A 17229-nucleotide genomic window follows, 5' to 3' on the forward strand; every position below is an offset into this window, starting at 1 on the left:
CTTACTGATTGTTGTTCTCTTTAATTCTTCTTATTGTGTAACGGGCCCAGGTATAAGCAATGATGCCGCCGATCGTATTACCGGTAACGATCCCCCACCAGATGCCCGGTAGTCTAAAATTCATTTGTACCGACAGCAGGTATGCCAGCGGTGCGACCAGGATAATGGTTCGCACCATGGTGACGACAAGAGAATATAGACCCTTCCCGATCCCCTGGAAGACTGCGGAAGAAAGAATGCCCAGGGCGGTGGCCGGGTAATATATGCACATCGTTCTTAGAAAGACAATTAGATCGTGAGATATGCGCGCCGCTTCTTCGCTCATCGTGAACAGCGAAGTAATTGGCACGGCGAAGATGAAAGTGAGCGATGCTACAAACATCTCGATGATGATCCCGGTTTTGAGTGCGTATGTATGGACAATGTCGAGTTTACCATACTCGCGGGCGCCGAATGCCGCACCGGTTACGGATACTACGGCGGTTGCCATGCCGAGGAGCGGGAGCGAAGCGAACATTGCTACGCGCCAACCGGTCGTGAAGACCGCTACCCCGTCGGTTCCGGCGACCCTGACCGCGATCAGGTTAAGAAGTAAAACTGAGAAGGACATGGTGATCTGCATTATCGATGATGGCAATCCCACACGCAGTATATCATACAAAACATTTCTCTTGAAGCGAAACCCTTTTAATCTGATCGCTATGTATGTATCCTGTTTGATGCATACCCAGTAGAATAGTAGCGATGAGGATATTGCCATAGAGATGATCGATGCCCAGGCTGCACCGGCCACGCCCAGACGCAGCGTGTAGATGAATATCGGGTCGAGTATGATATTCAGACCTGCGCCGCCTATCATGGCGTACATCGCTCGTCGCACATCACCCTCGGCCCGGAGTAGAGCACTGGCAACATGGGCGAAAAAGATGATGACCGTGCCGAGGAACATCACTTGAGCGTAGGCGGTTGCCAGCGGTGCGACCCTGCCGGCGCCCATGCGTATGAAGATATCTCCAGTGAGTAAGTAGAAAGGAAGGGTAACGGATATTGAAGTGACGAGCAGTAATACCATCGAGTGCGCCGCCACACTGTCGGCGCCGGGTTTGTCCTGAGCTCCTATTCGCCGGGAAACAGCGGCAGCGCCGCCGACGCCGAGTCCGGTCGCCAATGCTATTATCATGAAGAAGAACGGGAAGAAGAATCCGACTGCTGAAAGGGCGTCCGGCCCGAGGCCAGATACCCATATAGCGTCCACGAAACTGTAGATGGTCTGCACCGACATTGCGACGATCATCGGGATGGAGAGTTTAATAATGGCTTTCTTGGGGTTGCCGAGCAAGGTTTTCACGCCTTCGGTTTGCCGTAGCTGATTGTCTGTGTTAGTCATTGCTGTGATATAGTGGAAATCGTATTATAGGGGAATATTCTGAAGTGTCAACAAAATCGTTTGGTGAGTTAATTCGCATACGCCTGCCGTGTTGACATAGGCAAGAAAATGAATATTCTTTGCATTGAAGGAGGTTTGTATGATGGATGGGGTGACTACCGAAAGAAATCGTATTGTTGCTCGCTTCAGGGATGGACGGTTGCTCAAAGGGTACACGCATGATTTCAACCCGGTAAAAGAGACTTTCCATATAACCTCTGAACTGGAGCATGATAAGGGGGAAATTTATGAAGTTGTCTGTCCAGACTTGAAGGCGATATTCTTTGTGAAAACCCTGGCAGGTAATGTAAATTACAAGGAGAAGAAGCGGTTCGATGAAGTCGATACAACCAACCTCCGTGGGATCAAGATAAAGATCGAGTTCAACGATGGCGAGGTGATGTGCGGGATCAGTCTCGGTTACAGTAAAAATCGCAAAGGGTTTTTTATTATCCCGGTCGATCCCCAGAGCAACAACGAGCGAGTCTATGTTATTGCCAGCTCGGTGCGTAGCGTTAAATTGGGGAGCGCCGCATTAGATTAGGCGTTTACTGACAAAACATTTCTTCATTTTTTTAGTATTCGTAGTGTTCGGCCGCTGTACGGTGAAGTATGATTACCTTCAATGATTTGATATGCAATGTGTCCCCGATTATGACAGATTGACTACTGCGCACAAAGGGGAACATGGATGCTCATGATATGATCTTGGGTATCAGGCCTTGTTGCGGTGAGCTGCGTACCGTGGCAAGGAATTCCATGCAGGGGCCGAGATATCTGCCCTGCTGGCTTGAGGGATAAGCGGGAGGCGCTGACCTGAGACGCTTTACAGTAAAGGGTTTGCGGGTATGCCCGTATTGCTTCTATCGATCGATTCATTGACTATTGACAAACAGTGTCTCTATACTATAATCCGTCCCCAAGTGAATTATCTGGTTATTGTTTGGGAGAAATGTCTAATGTCTGCCAAGCGTTAATGACTTCTGTGCTCTTGGTGTGACTTGTCTGTGCGGAATTACTCATCAGTCTGCAATCGTTAGATAGATGAGAAAATGATCCTTACATGGAGGTGCCATAGAACAGTAGAATTCGGCTGGGAAGAGAGTATTGGTTTTGCTTCCCGGTCTCTCTGATCTCGTGTGAGGTCGGAGATAGAAAAAAATTTGTACTAACAACTCACAAAGGAGGATAGGATGTTTAGCCAGAAAAAGGCTATTGCAGCAATAATCCTTACCGCATGCATCCTGATGGCCGGGCCGGCTGATGTAGAAGAGAATACGCAGGAATTCTTGAACACCATACCGATATACCAAGTCAAGTATCATGAAACATTCATAGAGGCGCCAAATCCGGTTTGGGATACGAACCGTGTCTATGCCGGTTCAAGCGCCAACCTGACGAGGAAGGTTGCGATCGGCAAATACTTTAAGGGCGCAACCGATGACACGCTTCGTGTGATAACGGTGCAGTCGGGCGGCACGCGTAACCTGGTCATTGCCACGGATACTACATCGACCGGTTTCGGCAAAGAGAAGTTCCGGATTGAAGAGCCCTATCAGTTCTCTGCCGGTACGCCCCACCCGGTTACAGTCGGTGATATTGACGGCGATGCATACACTGATATTGTCGCTGCGATGGCGGCCAGTCCGTACAAAGTAATTTGGTTCGAGTGGAACGGTGCGGCATGGGCGCCTCAGGATTCTTTCGCGGTGAATGCGGCAGTTTATGGTCTTACGATCGGCGATGCGAATAACAACGGGAATGCCAATGAATTGCTGGTGCCGATATACTCTTCGACCGGAGGCTACGCGGTGATGCACGCGGTCTGGACCGGTACAGCATGGGACACTACGAGGATAATATTCAGCCAACCAACTTACCCCCGTGATGTGGTGATCGCGGACATACGTCCGGACCTGACAGGCAACGAGTTTTATGTCTCGGGTACTTCGGCGATTGGCATGGCATACTGGAACGGCGCATCGTGGGATACGTCAACGGTCGCCACCGGTCTTGCCTCGACCGTCTATGGTATTGATGCGGGTGATGTCGACGGTAATCTTGCCGGGAGTGAAATCGTCGGGGTGCATAGTTCGAGCACGTACCAGATATCGGTGTGGAACTGGGACGGCGCTGCCTGGCAGGGAAGGGCATGGCAGTGGCAGTCGACCTCGATCGGTTCATACAATAGTATCGACATCGGGGATATTATTACGGATCACCCGGGGAATGAGGTTGTTGTTACCGGAGCAAGCACGACGCAATACCCGGCGGCGTTCTGGATCGCGGCTGACGGTTCAGGGTGGGTGAGTACGCTGCCCAAACCGGTGGCCAGTCAGACGCAGTACGGTGTTGCGATCGGTGACATAAACCGGTTCCGGAGCATGAACGAGGAATTCGTCCTCACCGGGTACGGCACGATCGTGGAAGTCGAGCAGTACGACTTTGTGAATGATGTCGGTGCCTCATGGGTGGTGATGCATAATCCGACATCGATCGTCAATCTGCAGGATACGATCACGGTAGGTATCTTTAACTCAGGATCGGCGTCACAGTCGGGCTTCAGTGTAGGATACCGGTTCCAGACAAGCCCCGCGACCGGCAGCGTGACCTATACGGGGACGCTTGCTTCCGGCACGATCGATTCGGTGAAAATACCGGTAACCATGACCTCCCTGGGCTGGGATACACTCTATGTGTTCACAAACCTGACCGGCGACGCGTATGCAGCCAACGATACAACCTTCTGCCATATCGAAGTCTACGACGAGAGCACCAAGGTTGCCTCGGGCTTCAACGCGATCAATTTCCCGCCACAGGATTGGACTGCGACCATACTCGTTGGTACGTATAACTGGGCAAGGTACGACAATCCCACATATCCTTCTGCTGGTGTGCTCGAGGGTTATGCGGTTGCTGGATATCGTAGTTACAGCGCGGCTGATGGTTCAATGGCACGTCTCAGGAGCCATCCGTTCAATATCGGACCGACACCGAAAAAGATAAAACTACATTTCTACATGTACGGCGATACTGGCGACGCGACTAATCATGATTCTATCTTTGTCCAGTATTCCTTTGACGATGTTACGTGGACGACGGTTGCTGGTTTTGACCGCGTGGATACGATAAACTCATGGCGCGTGTTTGATGTCGAGATCGGTGATTTTGCCGCTAACACGGATCTCTACGTAGGCTTCCTTGCCTGGAGTGACTACGGCAATTACATGTACATAGATTCAGCAAGGTTCTATGCGACGACGGCGACCGCGGCAATGACCGATGCGGGCGTCATGGCGATTGCGCCGATGCCTGCGCCGGTGATCGCTGGCGACAGTCTCGAGGTTGTGGCAACGATCAGAAACTATGGTCTTAATGTCTTGACGTCGATACCGGTATTCTATACGACGGGTGGCGCGGACACGACGACTGAAACATGGACCGGGTCAATGATGATCGGCCAGACCGAGGATTTCACCTTCTCTACGAAATTCGTGCCCTCCGGTTCGGGCGATGTCACGCTCTGGGCAGGCACAAAACTCCCGGGTGACCAGGATCCATCCAACGATACGACGAGTATTTCCTTCACGGTTTGTCCGTTCTCTAATGTGCCGCCCTACTTCAAAGACTTTGATGAGGATTGGTCTAATTCAACGAATCCACCGTTCTGCGGCTGGCAGATCGTCGACGGCGGCTCGCAAACGCCGAATATCGTGGATAACAATGACTGGCACCGGTATTTATACTCGACGCACGGTAGTAACGTGGCGCGGATCTACTACAGCCCGATCGAAGACCAGGATGACTGGTTAATATCACCCAGATTCGACTGCAGCGCAGGGGGTAACTACTCGCTGGCCTACTGGCACTACTACAACGACTATTCAACAAGCAGTCCAGATTCGGGTCGGGTACTCTTGAGCACGGATAATGGGACAAATTGGCAATTGATAACGATGTACTCAAATGCGGATGATTCAGGTTTCTACAACTTCGATATTACTTCTCTGGTTGCTGGTCAATCGCAAGTGAAGATCGCTTTCCATTATGGGGCATACAACGAGTACTGGTGGTATATCGATGATTTCCGCATTGACTTTGCCGCGGATACAACGGGTCCGGATATAGCGTGGGTTACGCTGCAAGGCAATACTTATAGTCCTGGTCCTTATGGTGTCAGCGCAACTATCACAGATGCATCCGGTATCTCAGCCGATTCGTTATACTATGTGGTGGATGATGGGGTGACGGCGGTCGGGCACGTGAGTGTGGTAGGTGATACCTTCACGTATCAGATGCCGACGCAGGCGCCGGGTACAGTGGTTGAGTACTATGTGGGTGCAGTAGATGCGCTTATGAACAGCTCGGCCAGCACTACTGAGCGTTTCTGGGTTCTCTCACCGATGGCACCGACCGATCTTGAGGTTGAGCTCCAGGCCGATACTACGGTGCTGCTCGAATGGTTGCCGCCGGGTGAGGAGCTCTCTTATCATGGAGCAATTGCCTACTACTGGTCGTCCGATGCCGGTGATATGGTTGCGACCCAATTCACGCCGCAGCATACACCCTGTAAATTGGAAGCGGCTTCGATCACCTTCTACCAGCAGCAGGATACCTTTGCCTTCTATGTCTGGGCAGATGATGGTTCTGGATATCCGGGTACACCGTTGTATGTGGATACCCTAATAAACACCCAGATATATCCTAATGCCGAGGTATTCGATCTTTCGGGTGAGGACATCGTTGTCGATGGTGATTTCCATATCGGGTACCAGTGGCTGGGTGACAACACGCCTTGGATACTCTGTGATGCCGAAGCGAACACGACGCGTAGCAAATATAATGAAGGTAGTGGATGGCTGCCGAGCGGATATGATTTCTTCACGACCGCGGTCGTCAGTTACATTCCGCCGACTACCGAAGGTATTGTTTCACGCCGTGTTTCGAACAGTGTAGTGCGGTCGTTCAGTGCGGGTCAGACCAAGATCGGTACCGAGCGAGCGGTGAGTGAGCGGGTGACTGAAGTGGTGCTGGAGCCGCTCGATGCTGCCGCGGTGCAGACATTGCTGGAGCGGATTCTGGGCATATCGAATTTCGAGGTCGAACGCAGTACGACACAGGGTGGACCGTACACTTCGATAGGCACCAGTACGATGAGTTCGTTTATTGACAGCATGCTGGTGAGCGAAAACGAGTACTACTATGTGGTGAAGGCGAACTATACGGCACCCGACACCATGTCGTACTACTCCAACGAAGTTGCGGTCGAGGTTGATTTCACTGCGCCGGTCTACGCGAACACGACATTTGATACGCTGGTCGCCGGGCCGTGGGTGGTGTCGACCGATATCACTGACTGGAGCGGACTGGATTATGATACGCTCGCCTATCGCGCCGATGGTGGTACCTTCGCTTACGTCACCAGCGACAGCATATCAGGTAATACCTACTACTATACGATACAGAGTTATCCGAGTTACACGCTGATCGAGTTCTATCTGTTCTGTCAGGATGCGTCGTGGTTCGTGAACACTGGTCAGGATCCGTTGACCGGTTACTATTCATTCACGGTTACCGGTATCAACGAGAATAACTTTGTTGGAATGATCCCCGACCACGTGTTCCTCAATCAGAATCGCCCTAATCCTTTCAGCCAGTTGACACGGGTCGAGTACGGCGTGCCGCAGAGCATGCATGTGAACATATCGGTTTACAATGCGGCCGGACAGCGGGTCAAGACACTGGTCGATGAGATCAAGGCACCGGGTTATCATGTTGTGAACTGGCAGGGTACTGATAATCTTGGCCGCCGTCTTGCCGAGGGTGTCTACTTCATGCGGATAACGACCGAAGAACTGAAGGAAACGAAGAAGATCATCCACGTCCGGTAATCATTAAGATCTGCAGGCAAAAGGGGCGGCTGAGGCCGCCCCTTTTTTTTCGTTGTGTTCGTTAATCTCGTTACTATCGCTATTCCCGTTATTATCGTTGAACATATTCAATATCGATCTCCTTCACGAGGTCATTCAGCATCGTCGTAAGGCCTTAGCCTTTCGAATTCCTTCTCGACTCACTTCGTTCGCTCGAAGAGTAATAGTCAATTACTGTTTGATCTTGTCGAGAAGTGCAGAACCGAAGTACGCGCCACGGAGCATTTAGTTTTTAACGTAGTAACGATATTAGCGAACCTAACGAGATTAACGAAATTATTGAGTTTGAAACCGTCGTGAGGTGAATGCTTTTTGTTCTCGATGCGTTTCTAACGAAACTTACTCGAACAGTAATGATTTCGGTATTCTTCGAGCTTGTCGAGAAGTGCAGAACCGAAGTACGCGCCACGGAGCACTTAGTTTTTAACGGTAGTAACGAAATTAACGCAATTAACGGTATTAGATTTCTTCGACCTTCATAGGCAGTCATCAATCTTGACATCGCTGTAAAAGTGTCTATCTTTGATGATTCATGTCTAATGCTGGTAAGTCATCCGAACTCCGCCATACAGTAAAATTCTCTGTCACCGAAGGTGTGTATACTCAGATCTATATTGCCCTGGCGAGTGCGGGTAGTGCCTTTGTTACACGATTCGCCCTCTTGCTCGGAGCCCTACCATACCATCTGGGACTGCTCGCGGCCATCGGTCAACTATCACTGGTTTTCCAACCTTTTGGCATCCTGATTACCAGAAGAGGAACATCCCGGAAGAAGATAATCGTCAAACTGGCGACCGCGGGACGGGCGCTCGCCCTGGTGTATGGGGTCCTGCCTTTCTTTTTTCCCCGCTACATTGCCATCTGGGTTTTCCTACTGCTGCTTTCACTGAGCACTTCTCTACATGCCATGGGTACGAATGCCTGGATAGCCTGGATCTCGGATATGGTGCCGGACCGTGTAAGGGGACGTTTTTTCTCGTGGCGCTCCCGCTATTTTATGATCGGAGGTTTACTGATCGGCTACGTGCTCGGTGCTTTCGTTGACGTATTCGATCCAAAGACGGTGGGTTTGATCGAAAGGTTGTTTAGTATAACCAATGCAGGCATTTTTTCTGCCGGGCATTTCGAATATGTATTTATTTTTGTATTTGTGATCGCTGCGATATTTGGATTCCTTGGTTTGACATTCCTGAAGCGTCAGCCAGAACGTCCAAGTAAAATAAAAAAAGAACACATAGCCGCGATGTTAATAAAACCGATGCGTGACCGCAACTTCCGTAAATTCCTGATATACAGTTTGTGGTGGATGCTTGCACTGGGTATCGGGTCTCCGTTCTGGCAGCCTTTCATGATACAGAAATTGCACATGTCTTTGGTCAATATCCAGGTCTATGGTACGATCAGTGCGATCGCATCGATTCTCGCATTGCGGCCATGGGGTATGATCATCGATCGGTTCGGTAACAAAGCGGCCATGCGCATCGCGATTATATTAGGTGGCATCAACCCGCTGGTATGGTTATTCGTCAATGTGAACAATACCTGGATATTGTACCTGGAGGCGATGACATCGGGCATCATGTGGTCGGGGACCAACATCGTTGCCATGAATTTTGTCCTGGCGATCGCCCCGAGTGATAGGCGACAGATCTATTCGGGGATTCTTGGTGCTTTTTCCGGAACTGCGATGATAATCACAATGCTACTGTCCGGCTTCTTTCTACCAAGGTCCATGGAGATACTGGGTTTGTATCTACACCCTGAACAGGTTTTGTTCGGGCTCACCGGATTGTTGCGCTGGACCGCTCATGTTCCCTTGAGCTGGGTGGAGGAACCAAGGGGCCAGCCATTTGGCGCTCTCATGTATTATCTGAGGCAGTCGGCAAAGGTGCGTATTGCTCAGTTCGTCGGACTCATCGTCCGCAACGGCGGCAACTACTCTGGCAGCGAGAATCGCCGCTGACCAATTACAGTTGACTTCAGTCGTCTGTCATTCGAACATCAACGATCTTATTATCCATTCTGGCAAGTGGGAATTTTGTGTTTATTGACAAATATATGATTATCCGTATAATTTAATTTGTATACAGGCATGAAGCGACGTCGCAAGCAGACTAAGCAGACATCGAAGCGATTCAGGCTATTAATTTTTGCTGCTGTTCTTGCGGTCCCGTTATTGTATTTGGGCAGAAGGATTTATCGATTTGCTGATGCGATCTTCGAAGAGAATAGCATGAATAGACAGCGAATAATACTCCGTGCCGAGAATGATGTTTTGAAACAAAGGATCGATGAATACAAGAAAGGCGGTCTAATTGAAACAAAGGCCAGGGAAGACCTGGGAATGATCAAGAAAGGTGAGAAGGTCTATCTAATACGCAAGAAATGATTTATCAATTACTTATTACGCCTTTTCGTCTTGAATCCTGCCGCAGCGAGACCGGCTGCGCAGCAGGCGAATTCGTCTTACTGAAGAGCAAAGAAGGTATCGATATCGGCAAAGTGGTCGCGCTGCAGAAAGATGAAACGGGGAGCGTGTACGGGGAGATTTTGCGGGGGGTTACCCATGAGGACCTGCAGAAGCAGTGTGAACTGCAGGAGTATGAAGATTTCTGCCTGATTGAATTCAAGAAGGCCGTAGATGACTTCGGCGTGGCGATGAAGCCGGTATATTGTCATTGCCAGTTTGACGAAGAGCGGGTAATGTTCTATTTCACGGCCGAGAAGAGACTGGAATTCCGCCGGTTGCACCGGCACATTTCCCAGAAATTGAACAAGCGTGTAGTTATCAAGCAGATAGGCGTTCGCGACTACTCCAAGCTCTTCGGCGGGATCGGTCCATGCGGCCGGAATCTTTGCTGTTCAGCATTCTTGAATGAATTGAAATCTATCTCCCTGCGAATGGCGAGAGAGCAGAAACTCTATGTCTCCCCGAGTAAAATTTCCGGTGTATGCGGCAAACTGCTCTGCTGCTTGAATTTCGAAGAAAATTTCTATACCGATTTTCAGGAGAGAAACCTCAGTCGCACGATGCAGGTCGATGAAGAAGAATAGACCTGCGTCGAGCCCGAACCCCCAAAGTCGCTATGAAGACAGATGATCTGTTTCGTCTTGTTAAGACCCTGCGGGAAAAGTGCCCATGGGATCGGTCTCAGACCCTTCAATCCTTAAAAGGGAAAGTGATCGAGGAATCCTACGAACTCGTCGAAGCGATCTCTGAAGACGATCTTGCCGCGATCATGGAGGAGATCGGCGATGTCATGTTCCTTGCCATGTTTCTTGCTCGCATTCTGGAGGAGGATGGTAAGGTAGATTTTGATCAACTCATCGAGTCGACGATAAAAAAATACCGTGCCAAACATCCGCATGTGTTTGAAGAAAAGGAACTCAAAGACGAAAATGCGGTCCTGGAATTCTGGCACAAGAGTAAGGAAGATATCTTCGCAGGAATACCTGAAATCCTTCCGGCTCTTCTGGCGGCGAAGGTGATCCAGGAAAGGGCAGCAAGGCTCGGTTTTGACTGGCCCACACACGCAGGGCCTCTTGGTAAGGTTCGCGAAGAACTCAGTGAGATCGATAAGGGCCAGGGATCTGAGCGCCACGAGGAAATGGGTGATCTCTTATTTGCCTGTGTGAACCTGGCACGCCATCTGAACATCGATCCCGAGGATGCCTTGAGGAACGCCAACAAGAAATTTGTCAGACGGTTCAGGAGGGTCCTGAAAGAATTGAAGAGTAGGGGCCGTGACATCGATAGCGTCGGTCTTGAAGAGATGGACGCGATATGGGATGAGATCAAAAGACAAGAATAGCCAGTCAGAGAATATAGAGCGCGAAGTAGACGAACTCAGAACCGGTCTTGTGCAGCTCGGTATAGATTTCGATGCTGACGTGATCGCCCGCTTTACGGATTACGTTAGGATCCTTTATTCCTATCACGGTAAGTTGCACCTCCTCTCTCACAGGGATTACGAACGCATAAGCAGGAGGCACTTTCTACCGTCATTGGCTGCCTTGCAGTATGTGAGGAATCATCGCCGGGTATGTGATGTCGGCGCAGGTGCCGGATTTCCTTCTATCCCCCTGAAAGCATTACTGCCCGCGATCGATCTGGTGATCTTTGAATCAGTGGCCAAGAAAGCGGACTTCCTGAGATTCTTGGTGGACGGAATTCGCCTTGAGGGAGTCGAGATAAGGAATGAACGAGCAGAGGAATATTCGGGTGAGGGATTTGACCTGATGCTGTTCAGGGCGGTTGGGAAGGTCGCAAAATTGCTGAGGTTGGTTGACAAGTTACTTGTTCCGGGAGGCGAAGCGATCTTCTACAAATCGCAGCATGTTAATACGGAGCTTCGGCAAGCTGAGACCGTGATGAAAAAGAAGGGTTATACGGCCAAGGTGATCACCGTATCGACACCCGTGGAGGGTCTGCCGCTCGCTCTGGTGATATTGAACAAGCCGTGTTGAAATATCGATAGAGATATTCAGCGTTCTCGTCGGAGTGGTACTCTCTTGACAGCCTGGTATAAATGAATATACTCCGTGGAGTAAATAAGGAGGCAACATGGCATACAAAATTAATGATGAGTGCACTGCATGTGGGCTATGCGAGCCGGAGTGCCCGGTTCAGGCGATTGCGGCTGGCGATCCGATTTACGTCATCGACTTTGACAAATGCGTAGAGTGTGAAGGTCACTTTGATGAGCCTCAGTGTGCTGCGGTCTGTCCGGTAGATGCATGCGTTCCTGATCCGGATCATCCAAAGAAATAAATCCATATTTCGGGATTAAATGCGTAATGCGGTCGGAAAAACCGACCGCATTTTTTTTGAAAAAATACTGGGCTAAGACGTTTTATCTATTTTGCCGCCAAAGTGAATTGTGCATCCAAGTAAGCGCCTTCGGCATCAGTGGCGCGCACAAACACCTCAAAAACCTCTGTTTGACCGGCAGTTCCATATATGACACCATTTTCCTTATCGATCATAATGCCAGAAGGTGCGTCCAGGAGTTCAAAGGAGAGGGGGTCTCCGTCGGGATCGAATATTGGGAGTGCGTAATAAACGCTGTCAGTGGCGCATTTTACCGAGTCGATCTTCATCTTGAAGGCGGGTGGAGAATTGGCAATGGTGATCTCAAAAGGGAAGGGTTCGGACCGGTCATCGCCGTCATCGGCAAAGGCGGCACCTGTTATCACGTCATTCTTCTTAAGCCCGAGAGAGCTGAGTTGGAGAACATTAGAGGTGTTGGGTAACACTTCATCGTTTACCAGCCAATGAACGACCAGATCTATTTCATCCTGATCAGCATCTTCGAAGAGGGCGTTGAGCGTGATCTGGGGTGTTGTTACGTATACCATCTCAGGCATGACCGATACCGAGACGATCCTTGGCGCCATACCACCAATGGTCACTTCACCAGACCGCATGGTCTTTCCGTATGTCTTTCCGTCGTATGGCGTAACCTCGGCAAATATCTTATCTCCCTTCTTGATATCGGGGTAGGTGAAAGACATACCTTCACCGATCTCATCTTCGTTGACGAACCATTTTACGAGATAGGTGATCGGATCGCCATCCTTGTCCGAGGCAAGAATCCGTGCGGTTATTTCCGAACGAACGTTTGGATTCAACGGAAGGAGGGTCACGCTCTGCAGTACCGGTGCATCGTTGGATGAAATGGTTCCTTCCTCTTTCTTGCCGCCGCACGTGGTGACGAGCAGCACGATAACTAGCCAGAATGCGATGGTGTTTCTATTCAATTTTCACCTCCACTATAAGAGTATAGGCAATTTATCAGGCAAGTCAATCTGTGTTTGTGCATGCGTTCGATAGAGGGTCAGGACATCATTAAACGTCCTGACCCTCTGCGAATACATAATCCTATTCTTTCGCGATTAGTCTGCCTTTTTTCACTTCGTACAAGCGTTCAACCCTGACATAGGTCCTGGCTCCTACCCGGCTTTTCCTGTCACTAATGAGGGAGGCCGTAAAAGGAAAGGAGATGTTCTGTGCATCTTTGGGCATATTCTTGTATACCAGCGATGCACGGGCATTCTGAACGTAGACCCTGAGACCATCGACCAGAACGAGTGAATCGCCTTCGATGCTATGGACCATACCTAGAAAAGTCTCTTCTGCAAACAGGCAGAGAGAAAATGTCAGTAGGAGTAGTATTATTGCTTTCATCATGACCTCCTTATCTTCCTTTCCAGAGTATCACGCCACCTCTGGGAAGGCCAGGAATTCCTGTTTGTGGCGACACTATGACGCCGCCAACCTGGATGAATACCTTTGTTTGGTCAGCCGTGACGTAGAGTGCTGGTTCGGAAGGCATCCCCGAGCCAAGGCCAAGTGAGATGTTGTTGATGTTTCCAGTCGAGCCTAGGAATGGTTCAGTATACGCGGTGCCCGTTTGATAATAGAGGGCGTATAGTTTTGCCGTACCTCCATAAGAACAGATGTCGTTGGTCGGCCGGAAAGTTGTGAAGAGCACGGCGCCGCCCATGACCAGGGTCGATGTGAGGGTCCGTTCGCCAGCCGGTAGCCATCGGTACCACCCGAGCCGGTTGTTAACCAGGCTCTTCAAGGAATCAAAGGTGATGACCGAGGCACCCAGCAGCACATTGCCCAGTGTGTCGATATTCACATTAGTAACATTGTACAGCTGGAGCGGATCTGTTGTATGTACTGTATCATCACGGAAACCAACATAAAGCTGCTGTGTCGTTGTATCGGCGATATCGAATTCACTGAACAGCCGTCCCGAGCCGAAATAAACCCAGAGATGGTTATATTCATCCGTAGAGACACTGCCTTCCGCCGTGACCGGGCGTTGTGTATTCATGACCATGCTCAGAGTCCAGGTGTTGGGGTCTGGATTGTCGTTGGTCAAGATTCGGTAGATCCTTCCGCGCCATGCTTTTGTCGGAGGTCCTGCGTAGAATGCATCGCCAAAATACAGCCGGTCGACATTGTAGTCAATGCCCCAATCACACGCGAAGATATTGGTGATGAACGAAGCAGCGTCGGGCACGATGATCGTGCGTAGGAGCGCTCCAGTCCGCAAATCGACTATGAATATTCGGGCATTCTGGGCGGATTCACCAGAGCAGCTCTGGGGGCCCGAACCGAATACAAGGAACCACCTGTCCTGTACCTTAACCGCGGTGGAGTAGCATGCGGTCAACCCGAGGTCAGGCGCAGTGAATTCCCACAATGGTACTGGGTTTTCAGGAACAGTAACGTCAATGGCAAAGTATGCGGAACTGAACGTATCGGCCGGTGTTGAGATCGGAAATCCACCAAGCCGCATGCCGCCGATGAGCAGGGTTCCCCAGCCACCCGGGTATTTCGGGTCAGCCGAATTGAATATCTGGGCGTCGGTGATATAGGCGCGCAGATCAACATAATACGTGTGGCAGTGGCGGTAGCGGAGACTCTTCAACCATCTTAGATGGGGTAAGAGGTTATAAGGAATGTATGACCATAGTTCTTCTCCGAGATCATAGGGTGCAGGGTCGAGCGACATCGGGTTCATTGCATCGTCCCCGACTTGCGCGATACCGGCATTGAAACAGTGGAGCATGCCGTCGTTACTACCGACGTAGACGACCTGACGTCGGCCACGGTACTCGTTGTAGTACTGGGCATAGGAAGCATCACCGTAGATGAAGTCGTAGCGCTCGATCGGGCGGCCGACCAGACCAGGACCAGAATTGATTATGTCGCCGAGTTTCCAGGTGTTGGTTCCGACAGTGCGGGTCCGTAAGTCCGGATAATCCTGCCCCATTATGTACCTTATTATGGTGTCGGCCTGGGCATCGGTCGCTGCACCGAGATAAGGGCGAAGCGTGGTTACATTGTCCGGTTCGAAATCGATCACTTCACCTACTTCCACGCTATGATTCTTGTTGGCGTCGACAAAAGTCTTTATGTTGCGGTCAGCAGGTAGTACATTCCAGAGCCAGTCGCCGGCGTCCCAGATCGGTACTAGGTCGTCAATATCTGCCATACCAACCGAATCGAGAGTCTGTCCATTACCGTAGAGATCCCGGTACCTCACTATGGTCACGCCGGTTTGATGCGAGATCATATGGATGACATAGTCGTCCAACAGATTGAGCGTGGCATCGGTGTGAGTATCTTCCCGGAGCAGCCCGAACGGATCGAGCCACAGCGAATGAGTGGTGCCGAGCCAGTCGACGATCTCACCGTCGGGGAAGAACTTCACCTGGTAGAACTGGGACTGGACAGCCTGGCCGCCGGTCTTTGATCCCGTGGTCACGACCGCGACCGGTGAGGCCGAAGCGACGCGGGCCATCATCTCCATGATCGCCCGTATCAGTGCTTCTTCTAATGCATAACCATTCTCGGCATAGAAGTAATTGTCAGCGATATTGTCGAAATCGCTGTCCCATTCGATCTGCAGGTCGGGTCTGTTGTTTCCATTATTATCAGTGAATCCACCGAATTTGCAGGCCTGCTGCAATGTAGGGTTGCTTTCGAAAGCAGCAACGCCAAACAGCGAAACATTCTGAAAATCAGGTAGATTTCGGTCGCGCCACAGAGCGTTGCTCTGATCAACACTGTCAGGCCGGAGGTCGTTGATATTACCGTAATAGGCAAGATGAATGAGATAATTAGAACCGAAACTGCTATACGCAGCTAAATTCGGTCCATTTGGTACTCCTGAACCTGCATACGTGGCATACGAACGGAGGTTCGTGGCATTGGGCATGTCGATCAGGCTGTTATCCGGTACGTGGAGGTCCATAGTCGGTTCGCCATCAGTAATGAGTAGAATAAAACTCTTGCGGCATGGTGTCATTTTACTCCAGCCCGAGGGTCCTGGCAGTGATTTTTCATACCATGGATCCCTGACCGTTACCGGGCCGACTGAGTATTCAGCATTGGTGTAGAACGTCTGTGCCTGTGAGAAATACCGCAGCATTACCCAGTAGCACTCGCCAATCGGCGTCCATGTGTTGAAAACCACATTTCTGATGTCCTGATACAGATCAGTGAACAGGAAACCACCGATATAACCGCTTCCACCTACCAGTTCCCCGCCATTGTCTTCGAATACACCGCTGCCTTCATTGAAGCCCTCCCAGAGACCGCCTGGCCCGTAACGAAAGCCGGCGAGGCCGAATCGCGGGGCATTTTCATCCCAGAAGCCGTCGCCATCTTTGTCTGCCAACTGGGCCATGATGCCGCCCCAGTTTGCCCTTGGGACGTCTACCTTAACGTCATGTATCGGAGTGGTGGGCAACGGACCATTACCGATTCTTGTCACTGTCACCCGACTCAGCATGGGGTCGAGACTATGCGTAACATCGATCCTGCTGTAGTTCTGGTCCTGGCCGAGGTTTGAACGGTAGTATACGGTCCAGCTACCCCTTCCTTCACTCTCCAATCTGACCGGATTGGGGTTGGACATGGCAACGAAGGTTGAAGGTCCTCGGCCGCCGATCAATGCTTTTTTCGCGACATCCCCGCGGCTCATTATTGCCCAGTTCATGATATGGCCGGGCATCGTTCCTGCCGGGTCCGCGCGCCAGCGATTGACATCCCATAAGTAGTTGCTGTCTGGATTGAAGTATCCGTAGTAGCTCACTGTATCATCTGCGGTGCCTTGCGTAATAGTTGTTGTAGTGTAGGCGCGGTCAGCCATGGAACCGGAATTGTCGAGTATGATCATTATGTTGGGCGTGGGTGTTTTCCAGGTAAAAGGCGGAAAACAGCAGAAAGCCGTGTCAATTAAGGTCGTGTCCTGCGCCTTGCCCAAGGTGGTGCATAGCAGCAATACGCTGACGAAGAATATGAGCGATGGTTTGTGATAACCTGCAATCTTGTGCATCTTATCCTCCTTG

General features: G+C 50.6%; 12 protein-coding genes. 8 read left to right on the forward strand and 4 right to left on the reverse strand.

What is annotated here, in order from left to right; translation table 11 throughout:
• Position 1 precedes the first annotated feature (1 nt).
• Positions 2 to 1387, reverse strand: a complete 1386-nt coding sequence (locus tag OEV79_00340) for an MATE family efflux transporter (protein MDH4209887.1) — start codon at positions 1385 to 1387, stop codon at positions 2 to 4.
• Positions 1388 to 1511: 124 nt separating this feature from the next.
• Between OEV79_00340 and OEV79_00345 the strand changes: the two genes are divergently transcribed.
• The 8 genes from OEV79_00345 to OEV79_00380 all read left to right on the forward strand — a co-directional run bounded on the left by OEV79_00345 (position 1512) and on the right by OEV79_00380 (position 12127).
• A complete protein-coding gene (locus OEV79_00345; GenBank protein ID MDH4209888.1) occupies positions 1512 to 1970 on the forward strand; it encodes a hypothetical protein in 459 nt (152 codons plus the stop codon).
• A gap of 649 nt (positions 1971 to 2619) precedes the next feature.
• The gene (locus tag OEV79_00350; GenBank protein ID MDH4209889.1) at positions 2620 to 7317 is read left to right on the forward strand and encodes a T9SS type A sorting domain-containing protein; all 4698 of its coding nucleotides are present in this window, start codon (positions 2620 to 2622) and stop codon (positions 7315 to 7317) included.
• Between the two features lie 571 nt (positions 7318 to 7888).
• Positions 7889 to 9319 (forward strand): MFS transporter, encoded by a 1431-nt coding sequence (locus OEV79_00355; GenBank protein MDH4209890.1) that lies wholly within the window; start codon positions 7889 to 7891, stop codon positions 9317 to 9319.
• Positions 9320 to 9436: 117 nt separating this feature from the next.
• The gene (locus tag OEV79_00360; protein MDH4209891.1) at positions 9437 to 9745 is read left to right on the forward strand and encodes a septum formation initiator family protein; all 309 of its coding nucleotides are present in this window, start codon (positions 9437 to 9439) and stop codon (positions 9743 to 9745) included.
• Positions 9742 to 10410: a regulatory iron-sulfur-containing complex subunit RicT gene (gene ricT / locus OEV79_00365; protein MDH4209892.1), complete on the forward strand. Its 669-nt coding sequence runs from the start codon at positions 9742 to 9744 to the stop codon at positions 10408 to 10410. Before OEV79_00360 ends, ricT begins: the two co-directional genes overlap by 4 nt.
• 32 nt (positions 10411 to 10442) lie before the next feature.
• Positions 10443 to 11168: a nucleoside triphosphate pyrophosphohydrolase gene (gene mazG, locus OEV79_00370; protein MDH4209893.1), complete on the forward strand. Its 726-nt coding sequence runs from the start codon at positions 10443 to 10445 to the stop codon at positions 11166 to 11168.
• A complete protein-coding gene (gene rsmG, locus OEV79_00375) occupies positions 11146 to 11823 on the forward strand; it encodes a 16S rRNA (guanine(527)-N(7))-methyltransferase RsmG (protein MDH4209894.1) in 678 nt (225 codons plus the stop codon). Before mazG ends, rsmG begins: the two co-directional genes overlap by 23 nt.
• Before the next feature lie 97 nt (positions 11824 to 11920).
• Positions 11921 to 12127, forward strand: a complete 207-nt coding sequence (locus OEV79_00380; GenBank protein ID MDH4209895.1) for a YfhL family 4Fe-4S dicluster ferredoxin — start codon at positions 11921 to 11923, stop codon at positions 12125 to 12127.
• Positions 12128 to 12213: 86 nt separating this feature from the next.
• Here the strand turns inward: OEV79_00380 and OEV79_00385 are convergent, their stop codons facing one another.
• From OEV79_00385 to OEV79_00395, 3 genes are all read right to left on the reverse strand, one after another.
• Positions 12214 to 13116 carry a putative Ig domain-containing protein gene (locus OEV79_00385; protein ID MDH4209896.1) on the reverse strand — a complete coding sequence of 301 codons (903 nt, stop codon included), beginning with the start codon at positions 13114 to 13116 and terminating at the stop codon, positions 12214 to 12216.
• A 121-nt stretch (positions 13117 to 13237) separates the two neighbouring features.
• Positions 13238 to 13543: a hypothetical protein gene (locus OEV79_00390; protein ID MDH4209897.1), complete on the reverse strand. Its 306-nt coding sequence runs from the start codon at positions 13541 to 13543 to the stop codon at positions 13238 to 13240.
• A 10-nt stretch (positions 13544 to 13553) separates the two neighbouring features.
• Complete coding sequence (locus OEV79_00395; protein MDH4209898.1) at positions 13554 to 17216, reverse strand: PilC/PilY family type IV pilus protein; 3663 nt, start codon at positions 17214 to 17216, stop codon at positions 13554 to 13556.
• Positions 17217 to 17229 lie beyond the last annotated feature (13 nt).

This window comes from candidate division WOR-3 bacterium, assembly GCA_029858255.1.
Lineage (GTDB): Bacteria > Hydrothermota > Tepidihabitantia > SM23-42 > SM23-42 > SM23-42.